The organism is Thermoflavifilum thermophilum (assembly GCF_900116565.1).
Classification (GTDB): domain Bacteria; phylum Bacteroidota; class Bacteroidia; order Chitinophagales; family Chitinophagaceae; genus Thermoflavifilum; species Thermoflavifilum thermophilum.
In genome coordinates this window covers 2,517,874-2,541,163 of record NZ_FPCJ01000001.1, presented here as the reverse complement: position 1 = coordinate 2,541,163, position 23,290 = coordinate 2,517,874, and the positions used below count along the sequence as shown (strand labels likewise).

Below are 23,290 nucleotides of genomic sequence, written 5' to 3'. Positions count from 1 at the left end.
ATGTTTATTCATCCATCTTTCAACCAATGGGAAAGCCAAACACACGCCCTGAAGGGAATCCGGATACAGTGGATATCCTTGCTGCATGGTATGAACTCATCGTATGGAATGACGATGTGAATACTTTTGACTGGGTGATTGAATCACTGATGGAAATTTGTCATCATACCCTGGAACAAGCTACCCAGTGTGCCTATATCATCCATTTCAAAGGGAAATATGCCGTTAGAAAAGGATCCTATGAGTTGCTGCATCCCATGAAAGAGGCACTCATTGATCGTGGCATTCAGGCTACACTTTCTACCTGTGGAGAAGAAGTTTAACGCATAAAAATCTATCAAACTATGGAATATAGAACCTTGGGGAAAACCAACATGCAACTATCCGTGGTAACTTTTGGTGCCTGGGCTATTGGTGGATGGATGTGGGGTGGAACCGATATCAAAGAAGCGGAAGAAGCCATTCATGCCGCTTATCACGAAGGTATTACCTCTTTCGATACCGCGCCTGTTTACGGACAGGGATTGAGTGAAGAAATCGTGGGCAGGGCATTGAAAGCCTATCCACGCGATAAGGTACAAATCCTTACGAAATATGGCATGCGCTGGGACCTGGAAAAAGGCGAATTCGCATTTTTGAGCAAAGACAACTCGGGAAAAGAAATTAAAATTTACAAATATGCAGGTAAAGAAAGCGTCATCAAGGAATGTGAAGATAGCCTGCGACGCTTGCAGACAGACTATATTGACCTGTACCAAATCCACTGGCCCGACAGTACCACACCAGTAGAAGAAACCATGGAAGCCGTGCAACGGCTGATCGAACAGGGGAAAGTACGGTATGCCGGCGTCTGCAATTATTCGGTGGAACTGCTCCGCAGGGCACATGCAGTAATTGACCTGGCTTCTGATCAGGTGCCCTATAGCATGGTGCGCCGCGATATTGAAAGGGATGTGGTGCCATATTGCCTGGAACACCAGCTGGGTATCCTTGCCTACAGCCCGCTACAACGCGGTTTACTCACCGGTAAATACCAGCCTGATCATGCATTTCGGGAAGGAGACACGCGGCCTGACACGCCCTACTTTAAACCTGAAAACATCCGCAGGATCAATGCTTTCCTGGATCGAATCAAACCCATTGCACAGGACAGGGGCATAACGCTATCACAACTGGTGGTGAGGTGGACCCTACAGCAACCCGGCATCACCGTGGCACTGGTAGGAGCCCGCAATGCCCAACAGGCCAAAGAAAATGCCCGTGCAGGCACATTTACACTTACAGAAGGAGAAATCCAAAAAATCAATCAGGAATTAGCACAACTTGTGTTAGCTTAGTGGAAGTTTTGAATAACCTGCAAACATCATATTTTCAGAACATGAAGCGATGGATGAAAGCCTGGGTGGTATCTATTTTCATCGGATATGCAGCACCCGTATGGGCACAACAGAATTTCCTCCAGCAACAGTTGCAATATGCTACCGTGCAGATGGCTTACCGCAACAAAGACTCTTTGCTCAAAGCTGAATTTGCAGCCAAAGGGCTGAACTGGCCGCCCCGGTATCTGTATATCCGCTCATTTAAATACGACAGCCAGCTGGAGGTATGGGTGAAATCCAATCCCGACGATACTTTCCGGCTCTTCAAAGTATATCGGATCTGTGCGCTTTCCGGCACGATGGGCCCCAAACGCATGCAGGGCGATTATCAGGTGCCTGAAGGATTTTATTACATCAATCATTTCAACCCGAAAAGCAGCTACCATCTGTCGCTGGGACTGAATTACCCCAACACGGCCGATCTGCTTTCTATTGACCATTCCAGCGATCCGGGAGGAGATATCTATATTCATGGCAGCTGCGTGTCGCGTGGCTGTATTCCACTCACAGATAGCCAGATCGAGGAATTATATCTGCTGGCTTTGTATGCCCATAGTGCCGGACAAGATTTTATACCCGTGCACATTTTCCCGATACGTTTTGGCAACCCGGCTTCCGAGGAATTTCTCTCACATTTTACCGGCATCAACCCCAAAGCAGAAAAATTATGGTCCACACTTCGCGAGGCCTATAGCTATTTTAATGAAACCCATCAATTACCCGTTATCATGACCGACGCATCCGGACAATACGTAATGGCATTTCCGCAGCATAAACACCAGCCCGAATTAAGCCAGATTACCAGCAGCAGGGGATAAACCCAATTCGCAACAAACAAGTGGCTTTACAACAAGATGATTTGGCTAAAAAACTTCTTATTTAACATAATATAAATTATAGGACAAAACTACATCAACATCTTTAATCGCATGTAAAGCCAAGAATATTAGGCTTTTCATCAAGAAATTTCTTTCTGCTCAATCTGCTTTATCATTTATCTTTGGCCTTTATTCCAAATTAGCCATGCATTTTCTTTCGCGCGTTTTGCTTTATTCCGCTGCTTTTATTTTAATTGGTGGAACGATTCATGCAAGCTTCGCCCAATCTTTTACCAACCATCCGCCACATGGATGGCAGCTGATGGATTTTGCTACGGATAGCGTGTATGGTGCATCCGTAAACAATGCTTATCAGGAATTGCTGAAAGGCAAAAAAAGTCACCCCGTGATTGTGGCTGTCATCGATGGTGGCCTGGATACTGCACAGGAAGATTTGCGGGAACATATCTGGATCAATCCGGGAGAAATTCCTAATAATGGTATCGATGACGACCACAACGGATATGTGGATGATGTGCATGGATGGAATTTTATTGGCGGTAAAAACAATAAAAACATCATCAACGAAAGCAGCGAAGCTGATCGGGAATATGCGCGACTGTCAGCCATATTCGGCCAGATTACCGACAGCAGCCAGGTAAAGAAAAAATTACGGTCGGAGTATCGTTACTGGCTGAAATTAAAAGCAAAACGGGAAGCCGATTCGGCCGACAATGCCGAAACTTACGAGAATCTGTCCCGGGTATTAACTGTTTTCCATCAGGTTGACAGCATCCTGCAACAGGCGCTTCATCGTGATTCAATAACGGAACTGAGTCTGACCAGCTTCGAGCCACAGGATTCAGCTGCTGCATGGGCATTGAGTATTGCTTACCGGATTTTCGACCGAATCGGCAGTGATGAATCACTTGAATCTTATATTGCCGAAGGTGATGAGTATCTGCGCCAAACCAAACAAAAACTCGATGCCCTGCACGAGGACCCCAACGCCCTCCGCAGGGAAATCGTAGGCGATAATCCTTTTGATATTCACGATCGCAATTACGGGAATAACAATGTAGCTGCCGGAAATCCCATGCATGGTACCCATGTGGCGGGTATCATTGCTGCTACCCGAGGCAATGGCATCGGTATGGATGGCATCGCCGACAATGTAATCATTATGCCTATCCGCGTAGTACCCGACGGTGATGAACGCGATAAAGATGTGGCCCTGGGCATTCGTTATGCTGTTGACAATGGAGCACAAATCATCAACATGAGTTTTGGCAAGCCTTATTCACCCCAGAAAAAATGGGTGGATAAAGCCGTGAAATATGCCGAACGAAAGGGCGTCCTCCTGGTGCATGCTGCTGGCAATGAAAGCAGTGATGATGATACTGTGCCCAATTATCCCAATGCCGATTTTTTACATAGCCACCGGAGAGCCTGGAATTTCATCAATGTGGGCGCCAGCACGGCTGGTCCGGATAGTCTGATCGTAGCCAGCTTCTCCAATTACGGGAAAAAAGAAGTGGATCTGTTTGCTCCGGGTGACGATATTTATTCTACCGTAACCCACAATCAGTATGCTTCGTACAGCGGCACCAGCATGGCCTCACCCATGGTGGCCGGCGTTGCTGCATTGATCCTTGAATATTATCCGCACCTGACGGCCCGTCAGCTCAAATATGTGATAGAACATTCTGTAACCACGCTGCCAGGTGACAGTGTGTATATCCCGGGAACAGACCGTAAAGCCCTATTCTCCGATCTTTCCAAAACCGGTGGTTTGCTGAATGCATACCAGGCCTTGAAGCTCGCTGCTACTTTGCATGGGAAACGCAAAATCACCAAAAAGGAAGAAAAGAGAATGCAACAAATTGTTGATATGATCAAAGGCCAGCAGGGCCGTTCGCCGAATGATGCAAACCCATCGGAATAGGTTTTTCCGATGTTTGTGCGTTACTTTGCAAACCTTATGCAACGTCGCTCCGCTGCATTTTTCTGGTTGCTGCTGGGACTGTCTGCTCTCCTGCTGTTTGCCCGACTGGGCGCCGAAAGTCTTTTTCAGGTTGCAGAAGCCCGCAATGCCGAGTGTGCACGGGAAATGATGACCAGTCATAACTGGATAGTGCCCACTTTCAACGGCATCCTGCGCACCGATAAGCCTCCCCTGGCCTATTTTTTCATGATCCTTGCCTACCACATTTTTGGTATTCATGAATTTGCAGCTCGTTTTTTTTCGGCCGTATGCGGATTATTGCTTGTATGCTGGACCTATACGTTTGCCCGCCGCCACATGGGTCAAACTGCTGCCTGGTACGCAGGACTGGCCTTGATTTGTTCCGTTCATTTTATTGTGCAATGTCGGCTGGCCACGCCTGATCCGTATTTGATGCTGAGCCATGCGGGAGCAGTTTATGCCTTTTATGAAGGCTGGATTCATCGCAAAGCCAAATGGTGGTGGCTGATGTACACGATGCTCGCCCTTGCCGTACTGGCCAAAGGTCCCGTAGGATTGGCCCTGCCGGTACTCACCATTTTTCTTTTCCTCTTAACCCGTCGGCAACTCCGCTGGCCGGTTATCCGGTTGATGAAGCCTTTCAGCGGGGCTGTCATTTTTTTATGCATAGCCCTGCCCTGGTATATATTGGTAGGTATTCACACACAGGGTGTGTGGCTGCGCGATTTCTTCTTTTTCCATAATCTTCATCGCTTCGGGTCAGCTCTGGATGCACACGGCGGTCCGTTTATCCTTACAGCGCTCTTTATACTTGGCGGCATGTTTCCCTTTTCGCTGTGGAGTTTCAGGGCCATGAAGCTGGCCTGGAACAAACATCGGGAATCCGATGCATTATGGCTCATGATGCTGGCCTTCTGGGTAATCCTCATCTTTTACAGCCTGTCACACACCAAACTCATCAATTACACTTCACCCTCCTACCCTTTTCTGGCTGTATTGCTTGGCTACTACTGGCAGGAAGTGTTGCAGAAACGAGCAAATGAAAAATACAACTGGATAGAATGGGTTGTGCTGGCCTTGCTGGTGGTTGCCCTCCCTATTGGCATTTATGTTTGGGCCCGATCATCTCCGCCTTTTACGAAGCTGCCCTGGCTGGCATGGCTGTTTCTGCCTGCTCTCATCGGCGGATGGATGGGCTGGTTTCATGTGCGAAAAAATCTGCAGGCCGAAGCACTCATGCATATCGGCGCAGGATTTACCCTGAGTATATTGTTGGTGATGCTTATCGGATATCCCGCTCTCGACCGGCAAACATCCGTACGCAAACAGGCATCGCTTGTAGCCCATGCTCCCAAGATAGTAGCTTTTCAGCAGATGAATGATGCCTTTGTATTTTATGCCCGGCAAAATATCCCTGTCATCGGGCAGATTGATAGCCTCAAAAATTGTCTGCAGCACGATTCAACCCTTTGGGTCATCCGCCGGGCAAGGGATTTTGCCATGCTCGACAGCCTGCCTCAGCTCAGGCTGATCCGCAAAGACAGAGATGCTTTCAGTTTTCAATACAGCGCTTTGTATTCATCCAAATCCATTGACCCATGACGCTCTCTGTGGTAATCACAGTAATGAATGAAGAAGAAAACATAGAACCCCTGATCCGGCAACTTTCCCTGGCCCTCCAGGGAATGGACTATGAAATCATTTTTGTGGATGATGGTTCAACCGATGGCACTGTGGAGCGTATCAAAGCATGCATGGATGAGCATATCCGCCTGATTGTACTAAAACGCAATTATGGACAAACGGTAGCTATGGAAGCCGGCATTCAACAGGCCTCGGGTAAATATATTGTAACCATGGATGGCGATTTGCAGAATGATCCGGCTGATATCCCCCTCCTGTTGCAGATTGCCCAGCAAGAAGGCTGGGAAGTGGTAGCCGGCCGGAGGGCCAACAGGCAGGATGATTGGCTGCTGCGCAAACTCCCCAGTCGCATGGCCAACTGGCTCATCAGGCGTATGACAGGCGTACGGCTCCATGATTACGGCTGTACCCTGAAGCTCTTTACCCGCGAGATTGCAAAAAACCTGGGCTTGTACGGCGAAATGCATCGCTTCATACCCGTGCTGGCAGCCATGCAGGGAGCAAGGATGACAGAAGTAGCTGTACGACATCATCCCCGCATACATGGCCGTTCCAAATATGGGCTGGGCCGCACTTTTAAAGTGATAAGCGATTTGCTGCTGGTCGTCTTCTTCCAGAAATATTTCCGCAGTCCCATGCATTTTTTTGGTCCTATCGGCCTGTTTGTTTTTCTGGCAGGTCTGATCATTAACCTGTATTTGTTTATCTTGAAAATCGGCGGAGAAAAAATTGGCGAACGACCCTTGCTGATCCTGGGCGTCATCTTGTTGCTAAGTGGTTTGCTGATTGTGCTGTTCGGATTTTTAATGGAAATCATGATGCGCATTTACTACGGCTCCCATCCAGAACGTAAATTTCAGGTGCGGGAAATTATTTCGGGCCCTGATTCCAAAAAGCAAATTTGAAAAGATCATCACTTCGCTGATCGAGAATTTGCCAAATTTCTCAATCCATAATTTTTGCAGGTGAAAACAGCAATCAAATGGTTGTTAAAAATACTGGTGACCGGTGCAGCCTTGTACATCACCTTCCGGAAAGTAAACTGGTCGCAAACCCGGGAAGTATTGCTGCATGTGCGCATCCTCTGGTTAATCATCGCATGGGTATTGTTTAATCTTTCTCAGCTTAGCAGCGCCTGGCGGCTGTTTTACTTTTATCGTGCATTGGATATTCCTCTTTCTTTAGCTCAAAACATCAAATTGTATTACATCGGTATGTTTTACAATTTGTTTTTACCGGGAGGCATAGGTGGAGATGGTTATAAAATTCACTATCTGTATCGTTTTAGCCAAAAATCAAAATCACTGAAATCATTGTTCACGGCCACTTTTCTGGATCGGCTGCAGGGGCTATGGGGCCTGATGTTGTTGTTATCGGCTATCCTGTTGATGGCCTCCGGGCGGCTATCTGCAAGTTGGCAGTCAGATGTACGGATGCTGGTGGCGGGATTGCTATGGGCCTGTGTGATATATGCTGGATTGATGTGGGGTTTGTTCCGGATTTATCGTCCTGTATTCTTACAAACAGCTGCTGCTGCTCTGGTTGTACAAATCTGTCAGCTGTTGGCTGCCTGGGCCTTGTTACATGGACTGGGCATGAACCAGCAAATAGTTTTATACCTGATATTGTTTTTATGCAGTTCTATAGCGGCTGTCATTCCGTTTACCATTGGCGGAATGGGAGCACGGGAGCTGGTTTTCGTGTGGGGAGCTTCTGTGTTGCCTATTCAGGCGAATCAAGCTATTGCTATGAGCCTGTTATTTTTTCTGTTAACTGCATGTAGTTCATTTGTAGGTGCTTTTTTATCCATGCCCAAACAGCCTATTGCATCATCTGCCTGAAATTAGCCACAGGATTGAATTACAGCACATTATTTTGGGTTCAGATTGAAGATTTAACAATTTCATGTCAATCTTACTCATAATCCTGCACTATTTTTGCGGAGCTTTTGAATGAAATTCAATTTGTAACTCCACTGTTCAAATTCCCCTACCATCAATTCAATTGTTTTGCTTACACTTTATTTTTAAAATTAGGATTTAAAAACACATCATACTATGGAAAAAACAAACTTAACACCGAAGGTGGAAGTGAATTTGAATGGATTGGTTGTAGAAGAAAGACTGGCAAAAGCACTGGCAATTAATTCCAACAAAAACAGAAAGCCTGTATTTGGTTATGCAGACCTGAGGAAATGCCAGAAACAATTTAAACCCAGAAAATCTATCCTCAACAGGATTATGCATACCACCATTTAACGCTCCCTCATTCATGTAGAGACGATCCGATGGCCGTCTCTACATGCTTTTTTTCTTTTCCTGAAAGACTTCTTCCAGCAGTCTGATATAGGTATCAATTCCTTCTTTGATTTCATCCAGATAAATAAACTCATCTGCGCTATGTGAACGGGCCGAATCGCCCGGACCCATTTTCACAGATGGACCCGGAATAAGCGCCTGATCGGAAGTTGTGGGTGAGCCATACAATTGTTTGCCGATCCTCTGGGCTGCCTGCACCACGGGATGATCCATGGGTATGGATGAGCTGCGCATACGCAGGGAGCGGGGCTTTACCTCGCATTGCACGTGTTTGCTCACAATGTCCAGAATTTCTTCATGGGTATATGCATCCGTCACGCGAATATCTACGGTAAAATGGCAACACGCAGGTACCACATTATGTTGTTGTCCGGCCTGGATCATGGTTACATTCATATGCACTTCTCCCAACATCTGTGAAACCTTCGGGAACCGGAACGTGCGAAACCATTCGATATCCGGCAAAGCTTTGTAAATCGCATTTTCGCCTTCCTGCCGCGCTGCATGTCCTGCTTTGCCATGGGCTGTACAATCCAGCACCAGCAGGCCTTTTTCAGCAACTGCCATCTGGGTTAATGTCGGTTCGCCTACAATGGCAAAATCAAACCCGGGTAACTGAGGTAAAATGCTTTCTATGCCGTTGAAGCCCGAGATTTCTTCTTCAGCTGTAGCAGTCAAAATAAGGTTATAAGGCAAATCGGGCCGGTCATAAAAATGCATAAAAGCTGCAATGAGTGATACCAGGCAACCTCCGGCATCATTGCTGCCAAGGCCAAAAAGTTTACCATCTTCAATTGCAGGTTCAAAAGGATCACGGGTATAGGCTGGATTGGGCTTTACGGTATCGTGATGGGAGTTTAACAAAATACCCGGTTTGGCCGGATCAAAGTAACGGTTGACTGCCCAGATATTGTGCAGATGGCGATTGGGAGCCACCCCGTGCGATTGCAGAAATTGAGCTATTAATTGAGCCGTTTGGTCTTCCTCCCGGCTGAAAGATGGCGTAGCAATCAGCTGACGCAATAAGGCAACTGCGTCGTGGTATAGGGAAATATTCCACATAAAATCCGTTTAAAAGTTAGAAAAGAAGGGCTTTAATCCAATAAGCAGGCTGATTCAAAGGCGGATGATAGTACCAAAGCTTTGCCCGGATGATGATGCGGAAAGAGCCGATAAGGCATGGGCAGGGCCGATAAGCACCTGTTCCACACCAGCCCGGCAGGCCGCAAAAGCATTGTCGAGCTTGGGCAAAATACCATCGCGCAAAGCCCCTTCCTCCATGAGTGCCGGCACATCGGCGGGCCGGATCAGAGGAATAACGGAATCCGGATCTTCCGGACGACGCAATACACCTTTCTGATCAAAACAAAATACGAGTTGCACCCGATAATGAGCCGAAAGAGCCACAGCTACACAGGAGGCAATCGTATCTGCATTGGTATTCAGCAAATGTCCCTGTCCATCGTGTGTGAGCGGCGCCAGTACCGGCACCTGGCCGGCATCAAACAATTGCACAAAAGCCTCCACACGTACATCCTCGGCCATAAGATCACCTACCCAGCCATAATCCACTTCTTTTACCGGCCGCTTTGTAGCCCGCATCAGATCCATATCTGCACCGGTTAGCCCAATAGCCATACATCCCAGGGCTTGCAGCCGGGCCACCAGTTGTCTATTGATGAGCCCACCATATACCATGGTTACCAGCTGCAACGTGGCTTCATCCGTAATCCGGCGTCCCTGCACATATTGACTGGTAATGCCCAGCCGCTCACCAATGCGAGTGGCCAGCTTACCTCCTCCGTGCACCAGCACCTTGAGGCCAGGTAATGCGGCAAACTGCTGCAGAAAATCTGCACAGGCAGCTTCATCATCAATGACCTGCCCTCCGATCTTAATCACATACAGCCTGGATGAGGATGTCATACAATTTTGTTTTACAGGTGCTGCAATATTTCACTGAACACGGCCTGCGCCGCCCATACCCGATTAGCTGCCTGATGGGTAACGATGCTGTGCGGACCATCCAGAATTTCATCGCTCAGTTCCACATTTCGCCGCACAGGCAGGCAATGCATTACCCGCGCATTTCGGGTAAGGGACAATTTATCTTCCGTGAGCATCCATGCCGGATCATTGCTATAGATTTTTCCGTAATCACGATAGGTGCTCCAGTTTTTTACATACACAAAATCGGCATCGCGCAAGGCTTCGTTTTGATCGTAGGTGATAGAGGCGCCCCGGGTAAAGGTTTCATCCAGTTCATAATCTTCCGGATGGGTAATGACAAATTCCGCTTTTCCCCAGGCATTCACCCATTGGGCAAAGCTGTTGGCCACGCACTGCGGAAGGGGCTTTACATGCGGGGCCCAGGTCAGCACCACCTTAGGTCGGGCCTTGCTGTTGGGCCAGAATTCATGCATGGTGATGAGGTCTGTGAGACTTTGCAAAGGATGCAGGGTGGCGCTTTCCAGACTCACCACCGGTACACCTGCATATTTGGCAAATTGACGGATGTATAGTTCGCTGTAATCTTCTTCTTTGTTTACCAACGTAGGGAATGTGCGAATGCAAAGAATATCGAAATATTTTCCCAGGATAGGAGCTGCATCTTTAACATGCTCGCTGGTATTGCCACTCATGATGGCTCCTTCTTCAAATTCCAGCGCCCATCCTTCCTTATCCACATTAAACACAATCACTTCCATACCCAGATAACGGGCGGCAATCTGCGTACTGAGCCGGGTACGCAAACTTGGATTCAAAAACAGCAAGCCCACACGTTTGTTTTTACCCAAATGCTGATCCTTCCAGGGATCAGCCTTGTAACTCAAGGCCCTTTGAATCAGCGCATCAATATCCTGCACATCGTGTACCGAAAGAAATTGTTTCATGTCGTACGATTAACTTTTTTGTTTTTCGTGAAACGAAACAGCAGACGTTTCCTTGCGTATTTCATCCAGAGATTGCCGCAAAGCCTGCAAAAAAAGCTCGGCTTCCTCTGGTTGCAGGTTCAGGGGGGGCAACAGGCGAATGGTATGAGGTTTGGCCTCTCCGGTAAAGATCCGATGCTGCTGCAACAGGTGTTTCCGCAGCCCGGCAAAATCCGGTTTGGGATCCAAACCCATCATCAGCCCCCTTCCCCGCAGGTTTTCAATTTCTGGTATCTGACTCAGCTGCTGCATAAGCCAATCACCCATCTGTGCAGCATGGCCGATCAGGTTTTCCTGCTCCATGATTTCCAATACGGCCAATGCAGCCGCACAAGCCAGGTAACCACCGCCAAATGTAGTGCCCAGCATGCCTTTGCGGGGTTGAATATCCGGATGAATCAACACACCTCCGATGGGAAAACCATTGCCCATGCCCTTAGCCATGGTAATGAGGTGTGGCTTGATGCCTGCATGTTGATGGGCAAAAAACCTACCCGTGCGACCGAAGCCTGATTGCACTTCATCCAGAATCAGCAAGCTGTGGTAAGTTTCACACAATGCGGCCACATACTGCAGAAAATCATCATCCGGCAAGCGAATGCCTCCCACCCCCTGAATACCTTCCACAATCACGGCAGCCACATCTGTATCCATGACCTGTTGCAAAGCTTCCCGATCATTCAGGGGCACAAAGCTCACTTCATGTTGCTGATTAAAGGGAGCTTGAATGGCCGGATTGTCGGTTACAGCCACGGCCCCGGAAGTACGGCCATGGAAAGATTGCCGGAAAGCCACCACACGCTTGCGGCCAGTAACAAAAGATGCCAGCTTCAGCGCGTTTTCATTGGCTTCCGCACCGGAATTGCAGAGAAAAAGCTGATAGTCGGCATATCCACTGAAGCTGCACAGTTTTGCTGCCAGCTCTTCCTGCAAAGGATTGACGACGCTATTGGAATAAAAAGCAATTTGCCTGAGTTGTTGCTCTATGCGCTGGATGTAATGCGGATGGCTATGTCCGATGGAAATCACGGCATGGCCGCCGTACAGGTCCAGATACCGGTTACCTTGTTCATCCCATATAAACCTACCTTCCGCCCGTACAGGCGTAATAGGTAACAATTGATATACGTCAAAAAGAGGCATGATTGGATGTTTTAAAATACACTTGCTTTTAACCGCAACCCCAATGTTTCATCCCATCCCATCATCAGATTCAGATTTTGCACAGCCTGTCCGGAAGCGCCTTTGATCAGATTATCTTCCACCGAATGCACCACCAGCTGGTCACCCACTTTCTCTGGATAGATCAATACCTTGTTGGTATTTACCACCTGTTTGATATCTACCATTTCCCTGCTCACATGTGTAAAAGGATGAGAGGCATAATAATCTTCATACAACGCAAATACTTCCTCCTGGCTCAGGGTACAATGCAGTTGTGAACTCACAAATATGCCGCGGGTAAAATCGCCCCGCCATGGAATGAAAAATAATTGTCCGTCATAGTCAGGCTGCAAGGCCAGCAGCGTTTGGCGAATTTCGTTGAGATGCTGATGGGTAAGGGTTTTATAGGCATTGATATTATTGGCGCGCCAGGAAAAATGGGTGCTGGGCTGCAGTTTCTGACCGGCGCCTGTGGAGCCTGTGATGGCAGTTGTATGGACATCGGCCAATATCCCGGCCTTGGCCAGGGGCAATAACCCCAGCTGAATGGCCGTAGCAAAGCATCCGGGATTGGCAATATCGTGTGCCTGCCGGATTCTGTCGCGCTGCCATTCCGGTAATCCATATACAAACTCCCGCCCGGCCAGATCACGTGCATGTTCCTGCAATCGGAAATCCTGACTCAGATCAATAATCCGTATATGATCAGGTAAACGATGTTCCTGCAAAAAACGCGATGATTCACCATGCCCCATACAAAGAAACCACACATCCGCATCTTCCTCCAGCTGGTCTGTAAACTGCATGGAAGTATCGCCCAACAAGTCGCGATGCACCTGATAAAGTGGTTCACCGGCATGGCTGCGGCTGTGGACAAAACTGATTTGCACCTTGGGATGATACAGCAGCAAACGGATCAACTCACCCCCGGTGTAACCTGCACCACCGATAATTCCGACTTTTATTTTTTGTTGTCCGTCGCTCATTTTGCTTCCTGTTTTGGATGGGTCTGATACCATATTCTGAGTCCATTGGCCATGATTTTGGAAAAACCCCTCACATCTTCACCCGTCCAGGCGTTGTTCATCTCGCCATAAGTTCCGAATTTGCTTTGCATGAGATCATAGGGCGATTGAATCCCATTAACCTGAAAACGATATGGGAACAGTGTGATCAATACTTTTCCCGTAACCCTTTGTTGGGAAGAAATGAAAAACGATTCTATATCGCGCATCACCGGATCAAGCAATAAACCCTCATGCACCCAGTTGCCGTAAAAGATGGCCAGCTGATCTTTCATCATCAGTTGCCATTTGGTAAGCACATGTTTTTCCAGTGCATGATGTGCTTTCAGGATAATCAACGGGCCAGCGGCTTCAAATCCCACCCGGCCTTTGATACCAATAATGGTATCTCCTACATGGATATCTCGTCCGATACCAAAAGCAGATGCTTTATCGTTCAATGCACGGATCACTTCCACCGGATGAGCATAAGATTCATCATTTAATCCCACCGGTTCACCTTTTTCAAACTGCAAGACAACATCTTCCGGTTCGTGCCGGCTCACCTGATGCGGGAAGGCTGATTCCGGCAAAAACTGATCCGATGTAAGAGTTTCTTTCCCTCCCACAGAAGTGCCCCAGATGCCTTTGTTGATGGAATATGCCGACTTTTCAGCCGAAACATCCACGCCGTGCTCTTTGAGGTATTGCACTTCTGCTTCCCGGCTCAGGCGCAGATCGCGGATGGGAGTGATGATTTCTTTTTCCGGAGCCAGCACATGAAACACCATATCAAAACGTACCTGATCATTGCCGGCACCGGTACTGCCATGGGCTATGGCATCGGCCTGTATTTCCTGAGCTTTTTCCACCAGTATCAGAGCCTGAGTCATGCGCTCGGCACTCACACTGAGCGGGTAAGTATTGTTTTTCAGTACATTCCCAAAAATGAGATATTTAAGCACTCGTTCATAGTAAGGTTTTACGGCATCAATCGTAATATGCTGAACGGCTCCTAATTGATAGGCTCGTTGTTCAATGGATCGCAGCTCTTCCGGTGAAAATCCGCCCGTGTCAATGGTAACTGTATAGACTTCATACCCTTTTTCTTCACTCAGGTATTTCACACAAAAGGAGGTATCCAATCCTCCGCTGAATCCTAAAACAACTTTTTTCTTCATGACTTCGAATTAAAACAGATCCAAGAAAAACTTTCTTTTTTCCTGTACAGGCCCTCCGGCCACAGCAGCTTCATCTTTTTTACGGTAGGGCTTGAGCAACACATAGCGCTTGAAGCGCAGCCAGCGTTCAAACAATTTCCAGTTTCCAGCAAAGGTTCTTCTTTTCTTTCCATTGATTCTTTGTGTGGATGCAGCAGGGGCAGCAGTTGTTGTCTCTGCTTCCTTTTTCTTTTGGGCTGCCGGATCAAACAGCATGGCCGTGCAGAGGCAGTTTTTTCGGTTTTTGCTCATCAGAATTTCATAGTTCACACAACTCTGACAGCCTTTCCAGAATTCATCATCGTCAGTTAGTTCGGAATAGGTAACCGGCACATAACCGAGTTCAGAATTGATTTTCATTACGGCCAATGTAGTAGTAAGACCAAATATTTTGGCCTCAGGATATTTCTGACGCGATAATTCAAATATTTTGCGCTTGATAGCCTTGGCAGCACCGCTTCCCCTGAAGGGTGGAGACACGATGAGACCGGAATTGGCCACAAACTTACCATGGCTCCAGGCTTCGATGTAGCAAAAGCCTACCCATTGGCCGTCGGGCGTGACCGCAATCACGGCTTTGCCTTCCTCCATTTTCTGGCGGATGTACTCCGGTGAACGACGTGCAATGCCGGTGCCTCTGGCTTTGGCCGAAGCAGCCATTTCTTCGGTAATCTGTTCGGCATAACGGGCATCATCTGCTGTGGCTACCCGTACGATAAACGGTTGTTTGTTTTCCAACTTTGTATGGCATTAAAAAGAACCAAAAGATAACATTGAAACGAAAGGATTTCAGGCGCACCGCTATGAAGCGAGGGAACTGATGCAGCTGGTGCCTGTCCCGAAGGGAATAAGCTGCATCAACGGCGAGGTCGTCGGGGTCGAAAAGCATGTTGCAGCAAAGACTTATGAACGCTTCCCCGTTTGGAAAACCGATCAAAACCGTGGTATGAAGTCTGCTGGTTCAATTTCTGTTCAGCATTAAAAGTTGTGAAACGAAAAATAAGTTTGCTGTTGCAGCTTGCAAAGTTATGGGAAAAACTATTGAAAATTTCAAAATTTTTCTGGGCTGATCCACGGCCTGCCCTGCATCAGACCAACTGTGATTGCAAAGCCATTTTTTTGCGTTTCAAATCCTGGATGATGGTCACGGCATGCACGCGCGAATTTTCTATGAACCATTTGTTGGTCTGAAGGCCTCCACACACCACGCCAGCCAGATATACGTTGGGCTGATTGGTTTCCATCGTAGCTTCGTTGTACACGGGTGTGCGCATTTCATCATCCTGAATCTGCACGCCCAGATTTTCCAGCAATTCAAAATTGGGAAGATAGCCTGTCATAGCCAGCACAAAATCATTAGGCAGGGTAATGAGCCCCTGCGGCGTCTGCACATCAATTTCCTCTTCCCGGATAGCCACTACATGCGATTGAAAATAGGCTTTGATCTCCCCGTTTTGGATGCGGTTTTCAATATCGGGCTTAACCCAATATTTCACCCGATCAGAGATTTGTTCCTCGCGTATGATCATGGTCACCTCTGCGGCGCCCTTGCGGTAGGTTTCAAGTGCTACATCTACGGCTGAATTGGCAGCTCCGATCACGGCTATACGCTGGCCAAAATAGGGATGCGCTTCCCGGAAATAATGATGCACCTTGGGCAGGTCTTCGCCCGGCACATTCAGTTTGTTGGGAATATCATAAAAACCTGTAGCAACAATAATGGCACGCGTAAGATATGTACGATTGCGAGATGTATGCACGACAAAAACATCACCCTCTTTTTCTGTGAATGTTACGGCTTCATAAAGCTTTATGTGCAGCTTCCAGCTCAATGCCACCCGGCGGTAGTATTCGAGTGCTTCGGAGCGCGTGGGTTTATAGTTGTGAGAAATAAAAGGCACACCTCCTATTTCCAGGCGATCGGAAGTGGAGAAAAAGGTCATGTTCAGCGGATAGTTGTACAAGGAATTCACCAGGCAACCTTTTTCTACAATCAAATAAGAAAGATCATTTTTCACACATTCAATGCCACAGGCCATCCCGATGGGACCACCCCCGATTATCAACACATCCAGTACATCGTTACTAACTTGCTTTTGCATCATGAATCACCACTTGTGAAACTATGGCAAAGTTACAAAATCCACATCGGCTTGCAGGAAGGAATACAGGGCTTTTATTCATCTATTTGTCAAAATACAGGTTATTTTTTCAATACGGTTCTGGGCCACTCTATTACTTCGGCTCTTTCGATTTTACCCGGTTGCAGATACAGTTTCACGGCAGTACGTACATGATGCCAGCCCTGCATGCCGGCGGCTCCGGGATTGATATGCAATAACTTTCTGGTAGGATCCGGAATAATCTTCAGGATATGGGAATGACCGCAGATGAATATGTCAGGATGATATACATCGAGCAAAGCCCGGATTTCCGGTGTGTAGCGCGGCGGATAAGATCCAATATGAATCATCCAGATGGTAAGGTCACAACAGGTAAACAACAACGATTCAGAAAAAAGACTGCGGATGTCGTGCCCGTCCGCATTACCATACACAGCCCGCAAAGGTTTGCGCGATTGCAATTCATTCACCACATGCATATCGCCCACATCACCTGCATGCCATATTTCATCCACTTCATCAAAATATCGCCACCAATCGGCCGGCAGGCTGCCATGTGTATCAGAAAGAATACCAATAATCATCGCTTTCCTGAATTGCGGACCGGAAACCACATAGGTGCATGGTCGTGTACATCTCCATTGTAATTAATCAGCAGCTCCTCCCCTTTTTTGATTTTTCTGCGCGTGATGATGCGCATTACTTCTTTTTCAAAATCCATTTCATAGATGCAATTCGGATCATACGAATGATTGTATAATGAACAATAACCCAATGCCAGACAGGTTCGGGTTGATCGTTCGCCCCAAAGGAAAATGTAATTGTGCAATAAGGTTTTATCCACATATTTTGTATCTTTTTTGGATAATACCAATACAGGCGATACTTCCACTACTGTGCGAGCCGGAATATCGGCCCGGGTAAACACTCCCCTGCCCTTGCCTTTGATTTTTTTCACGTGCAGGTATGGCTTAATCATCAGCATATCATCCGTTGTTTTTGACAAGCGAAAATAAGATAATCAGATATGAATGTATCAGGATTTTACCGGACAGAAGCATATCTATAAACTTCTGGTAAGAAATGCCTGCATAATATTTTTTACTTTGCATACATTCCCTTTCACCCTTCGTATATGGCATCAATGGAAACATTAACCGAATTCAAAGACCAGGTGCAGGAGCTTTTATCGAAAGACGACAAACAACAGCTCCACACCTTGCTGGATGAAATGAACATTTCGGAAGTAGCTGCCTTACTGCAGGAGATGCCGGATGAGGCTCCGCTATTGTTTTCCCTGCTTTCCTTTAACAGAGCCGTGCATGTGTTTCGTATCCTGGATTTTTCCCTGCAGCGCGATATCATTCGTGCCTTGCCACCAGCGCGTGTGGCTGAACTGATGAACGAATTACCGCCCGATGACCGCGTGGCTTTTCTAGAAGAGCTGCCTCCCAAAGCCGTAAGCGAATTGCTGAAATTACTGACAGATGAGGAAAGAAAAATCACGCTTTCCTTGATGGGATATCCGGAAGACAGTGTGGGCCGTATCATGACGCCCGATTATATTGCCGTATATCCTGACTGGACCGTGCAAGAAGTATTGAAATACATTCGCCAATATGGTAAAAACAGTGAAACCATTGATGTGATTTATGTTGTTGATGAAGAGGGTCATTTGCTGGAAGACCTGCGCATCCGCGAGTTTTTGCTGGTAGATCCGCAAACCCGTGTGCGCGACCTGATGGATAACCGGGCAACAATTGTGCTGCATACACACGACAAACAAGAAGAGGCTATTCAGTTGTTCCGGCTCAATAATCGTGTGGCTTTGCCAGTGGTGAATGAACAACACATTTTACTCGGGATAGTAACCATTGATGACGTATTGTGGATTGCCGATGAAGCTTATGAAGAAGATATCCAAAAAATTGGTGGAACGGAAGCTTTTGATGAGCCTTACCTGGATGCACCTATTCCCTTGCTGGTGCGCAAAAGAGCCGGATGGCTGGTGGCTTTGTTTTTGAGTGAAATGCTCACCGCATCGGCTATGCAGCATTATCAGGAAACCGGCATTTTCATTCGCTTTGCTGATTTGATATTGTTTATTCCTCTTATCATGTCGAGTGGGGGCAACAGTGGTTCGCAGGCTTCAACGTTGATTATCCGCGCCATGGCTGTGGGTGAGGTGAAGCTGCGCGACTGGTGGCGGGTGATGCGCAGGGAATTGATATCCGGATTTTCCCTGGGCTGCATATTGGGAGCCATTGGTTTTTTGAGAGTTACGCTCTGGCAAAAGATGCATATTTACAACTACGGGCCGCACTGGATATGGATGGCTATCACCATTTTCTTTTCTCTGATTGGCGTGGTGCTCTGGGGAAGCCTTATCGGCTCGATGCTGCCTATTGTATTAAAACGATTGGGATTCGACCCGGCTGCTTCTTCGGCTCCCTTTGTGGCCACCCTGGTGGATGTTACGGGCATTGTCATCTATTGCACCGTAGCTGCTCTGGTATTGGGTTATTCGGTATAGTTTGCAGGTACACGAATCGTATCGGGCAGCAAGGGTGGTCTGCCATAACGCGTAGCCACTGCGCTTGTGCTGCCATGATCTATTTGAATAATAAAACCCTGATCGAAGGCCGTATCCGGAAATTGTGCCGGCGCCTGATGTACACCCAAGGCTCGCAGGATGCCGGGAATTTCTTCCGGTAAAGCTATCACCAGCAAATGCTTTCCATAATCGCGATGTGTGGCAATGCTCTGCATAAGAGATGTACCACTATCATCCCAGCGAAAATAAGCGGTATCTATGTTTTTTGCAGCGCGCAACGAATCGGCCGTATGTTCGCAGCGAGCAAAAGGATTAAAATAAATACGTTGCACACCCGAATCTTGCAACCAACGCCTCAAATCGCCCGCCCGCAATCGTCCATACCAGGTAAGTGAACCATTAAAAGCCGGATAGGCCTCTGCATGCGGAATTAAATAAATCTTCGTCAGGCTGTTTTCCGGTGTACGTTTACATGCCACCATCATCAGGCATACCCCGCAAAGGATGCTCAAACTGCTGCCCTTCATATCATGATATCGTTTTCCGTTTACAACTCAAGTCTTTCGAATTTTATTGTCTGATGGCCTTTTCAAACTTGAAGCGTAAAATTACTGGTTTATCATAATGTGCATGCCTGGCATTTTATGATGCAAAGCAGGACATTCCTGTCCGTTGATTGCTGTACATGCATGATTTTTACAAATCGTGTAACAAGCAAGATGATTGTGTGGTATTGACGAGGATATACACGAATTCCCATTCGTCCAGATTTTCATTGACAAACTAAGCGGCAGCCAGTAAATTTGATGCAAATCGCCTGCTATGAAAACATGGATATGCCTTTTATTATGCCTGAGCACGCTGAGCTTGCGTGTTTCAGCACAAAGACTCGACAGCCTCACGATCGAACAAATCATGAGCGATCCGAAATGGATCGGTACCTCTCCTTCTGATCCGTTCTGGAGTCCGGACGGACAAAAATTGTACTTCAGCTGGAATCCTGAACAAGCAGCGGAAGATTCGCTTTATTACATCACACTCCCGAATCATGAGCCCGTAAAGGCTTCTCCTGCCGAGCGTTTACAGGCTCTTGCCCAACGGAGCGGGACTTATGATCGAAAGTTTCAAAATCTCGTATATAGCCAACAGGGGCAAATATATTGGTTGCATATCGCCACACATCGCTTGCGGCAAATTACCCATACTGCCGAGGTGGCTTATCATCCGGTTTTTGCATTTCACGAACAAAAAATCGTATTTCAGCAGGGAGATAATTTGTTTGCCTGGGATACCGCTACAGGAGAGCTTTCCCAGCTGACATTATTTGTGCATGCTGAAAAGTCCGGACAAGCATCGCATCTTTCACCACAGGCTGCTTTTCTGGAAAAAGATGCCCTGGAAAACTCAGTGGTGCTGCAGCAACGCAAACAACGAATAACGGAAGAAAAACAAGCACAACAAAACCTAAACAGCTTCCGAAACTTACCTGATAGCATTTTCATCGGATCTCAACGTGTAGCAGGTCTCAATATCAGTCCAGATGGTCGTTTCATTACCTATCAATTGGTAAAGGAACCGCGTGATGTGCAACGGACAATCATTCCGGAATACGTGACGCAATCAGGCTATACTGAAACCATTCCCGGGCGTACTAAGGTGGGCGCTCCCCAGCCAGAGATGCACATGTGGATATACGACCGGCTGCGCGATACAACTTATGAAGTGGATACCCACGATATGCCCGGTATTCACGACAAACCGGATTATCTGAAAGATTATCCTTCCGAAGACAGCGCGTGGGATGCACATCCTCCTTTCCGCCAGGTCATTGTGAACGGACCGCTATGGAGTCCGGAATCCCCGACAGATGGCAGCTCTCATGCCTTAGTGGTTGTGCGCTCGCAAGACAATAAAGACCGTTGGATCATGGAAATGCATCCGGAAACAGGTAAGCTTACGCTGATCGATCGCCAGCGCGATGAAGCCTGGATCGCAGGGCCGGGTATCGGATGGAACTACAGCATGGGCAATGTGGGATGGGTCAATGATCATATCTGCTGGTTTCAATCCGAAACCACAGGTTATTCTCATCTCTATTTGTATGATTTGCAAACCCATCAGAAACGAGCACTCACATCCGGACAATATGAAGTACAATCGGCAATCCTTTCACGAGACGCAAAATCATTTTACATAACAACCAACGCTGTTGAGCCAGGGCAAACCCAATTCTATCGGCTCGATATCGCTTCGGGGAAACAAACGCAACTTACCCATCAGGAAGGTGGCAATCGTGTTGAGCTTTCGCCTGATGAAAAATGGCTGGCTGTGCTGCATTCCTTCAGCAATCATCCCTGGGAATTGTTTCTCCAGCGCAATGATCCCGCTGCTCGCCCCGAACAAATCACCCATCTGGCCGAAAGCCCACTGTTTCGCTCCTACCCCTGGCGCGCTCCGGAAATCATTACCTTCACCGACCGCGATGGCTACCGGGTGTATGCCCGGCTGTTCAGGCCCAAACAACCTGCCCCTACACATCCGGGTGTGCTCTTTGTGCATGGAGCCGGCTATCTGCAAGATGCCATGAAATGGTGGAGCGACTACTATTTCCGGGAATACATGTTTGAAAATCTGCTGGCCGATCATGGTTACACGGTAATGGATGTGGACTATCGCGGCAGCGCCGGCTATGGGCGAGACTGGCGAACAGCTATCTACCGACACATGGGAGGTAAAGACCTGGATGATGAAGTAGATGCAGCTCGCTTTATGGTTGACAGCCTGGACGTGGATGCTCATCATATTGGCATCTGGGGTGGATCCTACGGCGGATTTATGACCCTGATGGCACTGTTTACCCAACCCGGTGTATTCAAATGCGGTGCAGCCCTGCGCTCGGTAACCGACTGGGCACATTACAATCATGGATATACTTCCAACATCCTCAATGAACCCTACACCGATAGCCTGGCCTACAAACGCAGCTCACCGATTTATTTTGCAGCAGGCCTGCAAGATCACCTCCTCATGTGTCACGGCATGGAAGATACCAATGTGCATTTTCAGGATATTGTCCGTTTAACCGAAAAACTGATTGAACTGGGAAAAGATAACTGGGAACTGGCTGTGTATCCGTTAGAAGATCATGAGTTTAAAGATGCCAGCAGCTGGACAGACGAATATAAACGCATCTTCCGTCTTTTCGAAACCAACCTGAAATAGCTTTCGTTTTTTTATCTGATTTGAATTTTCTGCACGTCTCTTCATCAGCGAAAGATGAAGAGACGTTTTTTTATGCATATACTTGCTTCCCGTCCTTTCGCTGAAAAATCATCTGCTGCACAGACATTATACTGATGCCACTCTTATCCGGCTCTACAGATGCGCGTTTGAATGAAAAATGACAAAAGTCACCATCCGTTTTGATAAGAATCATCACGTGGATTGATGAATATCATCGTGCAGGGTAAAAACACGGAGGAATTTTGCAATGAAATGTTCATTCATTCAAATCAAAAACTAAAAGCCATGAAACGGGATTATGCAAAACAAATCTTGATCGTAATTTTTACGATGATCATGCTTATCGCCTTGCTGATAAGCATTTTCAGGATAAAAGCCTCAGCTCAAAGCGTATTTAAAGCTTCACCTGAATCGTATGTGGTCATAAAAGGTACATCTACTTTACACGATTGGACGATGAAATCGAATGACCTACAGCTTTCGGTAATCTTTACTGAAGATAATCAGCATCAGATAAACGGATTGAGCAACCTTTCACTTGTTATTCCGGTAAAAAGCCTGAAAAGTACGGAAGGCTCCATGATGGATAGCAAGGCTTACAAATCGTTGAAAGCAGAACAACATCCGCAGATTATTTTCAAATCTACACAGGGTCAGGTAAAACAAAGCGGAAACACCTATCAGATTCTTGCAACGGGAAATCTCACCATCGCTGGTGTAACCCATACCGTATCTGTGCGCACTGTTTGTGAAATAAATGGTAACCGAAAGCTTGTTTGTTCCGGAGAAAAAACCATTGACATGACTGATTACAAGGTTACACCACCCACATTCATGGGGCTGATGAAAACAGGAAAAGAAGTTACCATTCAGTTTCAAGTAGATCTGTTTTCCAATGACGGACTTTCTTTCAATAATTAAAAA

General features: G+C 47.2%; 22 protein-coding genes. 11 read left to right on the top strand and 11 right to left on the bottom strand.

The annotated features are described in order from the left end of the window. Positions 1-26 precede the first annotated feature (26 nt). From BM367_RS10780 to BM367_RS10745, 8 genes are all read left to right on the top strand, one after another. On the top strand, positions 27-323 hold the full coding sequence (locus tag BM367_RS10780) for an ATP-dependent Clp protease adaptor ClpS (RefSeq protein WP_092460408.1): 297 nt from the start codon (positions 27-29) through the stop codon (positions 321-323). Between the two features lie 21 nt (positions 324-344). Beyond that, positions 345-1,337 (top strand): aldo/keto reductase, encoded by a 993-nt coding sequence (locus BM367_RS10775; RefSeq protein WP_092460406.1) that lies wholly within the window; start codon positions 345-347, stop codon positions 1,335-1,337. Between the two features lie 41 nt (positions 1,338-1,378). Next, positions 1,379-2,197 (top strand): L,D-transpeptidase family protein, encoded by an 819-nt coding sequence (locus BM367_RS10770; RefSeq protein ID WP_092460404.1) that lies wholly within the window; start codon positions 1,379-1,381, stop codon positions 2,195-2,197. A gap of 205 nt (positions 2,198-2,402) precedes the next feature. Continuing rightward, a complete protein-coding gene (locus BM367_RS10765) occupies positions 2,403-4,142 on the top strand; it encodes a S8 family peptidase (protein WP_092460403.1) in 1,740 nt (579 codons plus the stop codon). 36 nt (positions 4,143-4,178) lie between these two features. Beyond that, entirely contained in the window at positions 4,179-5,765 is a 1,587-nt protein-coding gene (locus tag BM367_RS10760) for an ArnT family glycosyltransferase (protein WP_177224209.1), read from the top strand. Next, the gene (locus BM367_RS10755) at positions 5,762-6,712 is read left to right on the top strand and encodes a glycosyltransferase family 2 protein (protein ID WP_092460399.1); all 951 of its coding nucleotides are present in this window, start codon (positions 5,762-5,764) and stop codon (positions 6,710-6,712) included. The genes BM367_RS10760 and BM367_RS10755 overlap by 4 nt, the downstream gene beginning before the upstream one ends. Positions 6,713-6,772: 60 nt before the next feature. Continuing rightward, a complete protein-coding gene (locus BM367_RS10750; protein ID WP_177224208.1) occupies positions 6,773-7,648 on the top strand; it encodes a lysylphosphatidylglycerol synthase transmembrane domain-containing protein in 876 nt (291 codons plus the stop codon). Between the two features lie 216 nt (positions 7,649-7,864). Further along, entirely contained in the window at positions 7,865-8,065 is a 201-nt protein-coding gene (locus tag BM367_RS10745) for a hypothetical protein (protein ID WP_092460395.1), read from the top strand. Positions 8,066-8,104: 39 nt separating this feature from the next. On the opposite strand, the gene BM367_RS10740 is transcribed toward BM367_RS10745, so the two are convergent. The 10 genes from BM367_RS10740 to BM367_RS10695 form a co-directional block, all read right to left on the bottom strand. Further along, positions 8,105-9,187, bottom strand: coding sequence for a M20 family metallo-hydrolase (locus tag BM367_RS10740; protein ID WP_092460394.1), 1,083 nt, complete (start codon positions 9,185-9,187; stop codon positions 8,105-8,107). A 54-nt stretch (positions 9,188-9,241) separates the two neighbouring features. Next, entirely contained in the window at positions 9,242-10,051 is an 810-nt protein-coding gene (gene argB, locus BM367_RS10735; protein ID WP_092460392.1) for an acetylglutamate kinase, read from the bottom strand. A gap of 11 nt (positions 10,052-10,062) precedes the next feature. Further along, positions 10,063-11,019, bottom strand: coding sequence for an N-acetylornithine carbamoyltransferase (locus tag BM367_RS10730; RefSeq protein ID WP_092460390.1), 957 nt, complete (start codon positions 11,017-11,019; stop codon positions 10,063-10,065). A gap of 9 nt (positions 11,020-11,028) precedes the next feature. Then, a complete protein-coding gene (locus tag BM367_RS10725) occupies positions 11,029-12,201 on the bottom strand; it encodes an aspartate aminotransferase family protein (RefSeq protein WP_092460388.1) in 1,173 nt (390 codons plus the stop codon). Positions 12,202-12,212: 11 nt separating this feature from the next. After that, the gene (argC, locus tag BM367_RS10720) at positions 12,213-13,208 is read right to left on the bottom strand and encodes an N-acetyl-gamma-glutamyl-phosphate reductase (RefSeq protein ID WP_092461034.1); all 996 of its coding nucleotides are present in this window, start codon (positions 13,206-13,208) and stop codon (positions 12,213-12,215) included. Next, positions 13,205-14,407: an argininosuccinate synthase gene (gene argG, locus BM367_RS10715; protein WP_092460386.1), complete on the bottom strand. Its 1,203-nt coding sequence runs from the start codon at positions 14,405-14,407 to the stop codon at positions 13,205-13,207. Before argG ends, argC begins: the two co-directional genes overlap by 4 nt. A 9-nt stretch (positions 14,408-14,416) precedes the next feature. Then, positions 14,417-15,184 (bottom strand): GNAT family N-acetyltransferase, encoded by a 768-nt coding sequence (locus BM367_RS10710; RefSeq protein WP_092460384.1) that lies wholly within the window; start codon positions 15,182-15,184, stop codon positions 14,417-14,419. Positions 15,185-15,534: 350 nt separating this feature from the next. Next, positions 15,535-16,551: a YpdA family putative bacillithiol disulfide reductase gene (locus BM367_RS10705; RefSeq protein WP_245759968.1), complete on the bottom strand. Its 1,017-nt coding sequence runs from the start codon at positions 16,549-16,551 to the stop codon at positions 15,535-15,537. 98 nt (positions 16,552-16,649) lie between these two features. Beyond that, entirely contained in the window at positions 16,650-17,153 is a 504-nt protein-coding gene (locus BM367_RS10700; RefSeq protein WP_092460382.1) for a metallophosphoesterase family protein, read from the bottom strand. Beyond that, on the bottom strand, positions 17,150-17,554 hold the full coding sequence (locus BM367_RS10695) for an SET domain-containing protein (RefSeq protein ID WP_245759967.1): 405 nt from the start codon (positions 17,552-17,554) through the stop codon (positions 17,150-17,152). The genes BM367_RS10700 and BM367_RS10695 overlap by 4 nt, the downstream gene beginning before the upstream one ends. Positions 17,555-17,713: 159 nt before the next feature. Between BM367_RS10695 and mgtE the strand changes: the two genes are divergently transcribed. After that, on the top strand, positions 17,714-19,102 hold the full coding sequence (mgtE, locus tag BM367_RS10690; RefSeq protein ID WP_092460381.1) for a magnesium transporter: 1,389 nt from the start codon (positions 17,714-17,716) through the stop codon (positions 19,100-19,102). On the opposite strand, the gene BM367_RS10685 is transcribed toward mgtE, so the two are convergent. Beyond that, positions 19,090-19,650, bottom strand: coding sequence for a histidine phosphatase family protein (locus BM367_RS10685; RefSeq protein WP_143104015.1), 561 nt, complete (start codon positions 19,648-19,650; stop codon positions 19,090-19,092). The genes mgtE and BM367_RS10685 overlap by 13 nt on opposite strands. Positions 19,651-19,945: 295 nt before the next feature. Between BM367_RS10685 and BM367_RS10680 the strand changes: the two genes are divergently transcribed. Both BM367_RS10680 and BM367_RS10675 read left to right on the top strand, forming a co-directional pair. Then, positions 19,946-22,345: a prolyl oligopeptidase family serine peptidase gene (locus tag BM367_RS10680; RefSeq protein ID WP_092460377.1), complete on the top strand. Its 2,400-nt coding sequence runs from the start codon at positions 19,946-19,948 to the stop codon at positions 22,343-22,345. A gap of 306 nt (positions 22,346-22,651) precedes the next feature. Further along, a complete protein-coding gene (locus tag BM367_RS10675) occupies positions 22,652-23,287 on the top strand; it encodes a YceI family protein (RefSeq protein ID WP_177224207.1) in 636 nt (211 codons plus the stop codon). The last annotated feature ends 3 nt before the right edge of the window (positions 23,288-23,290 follow it).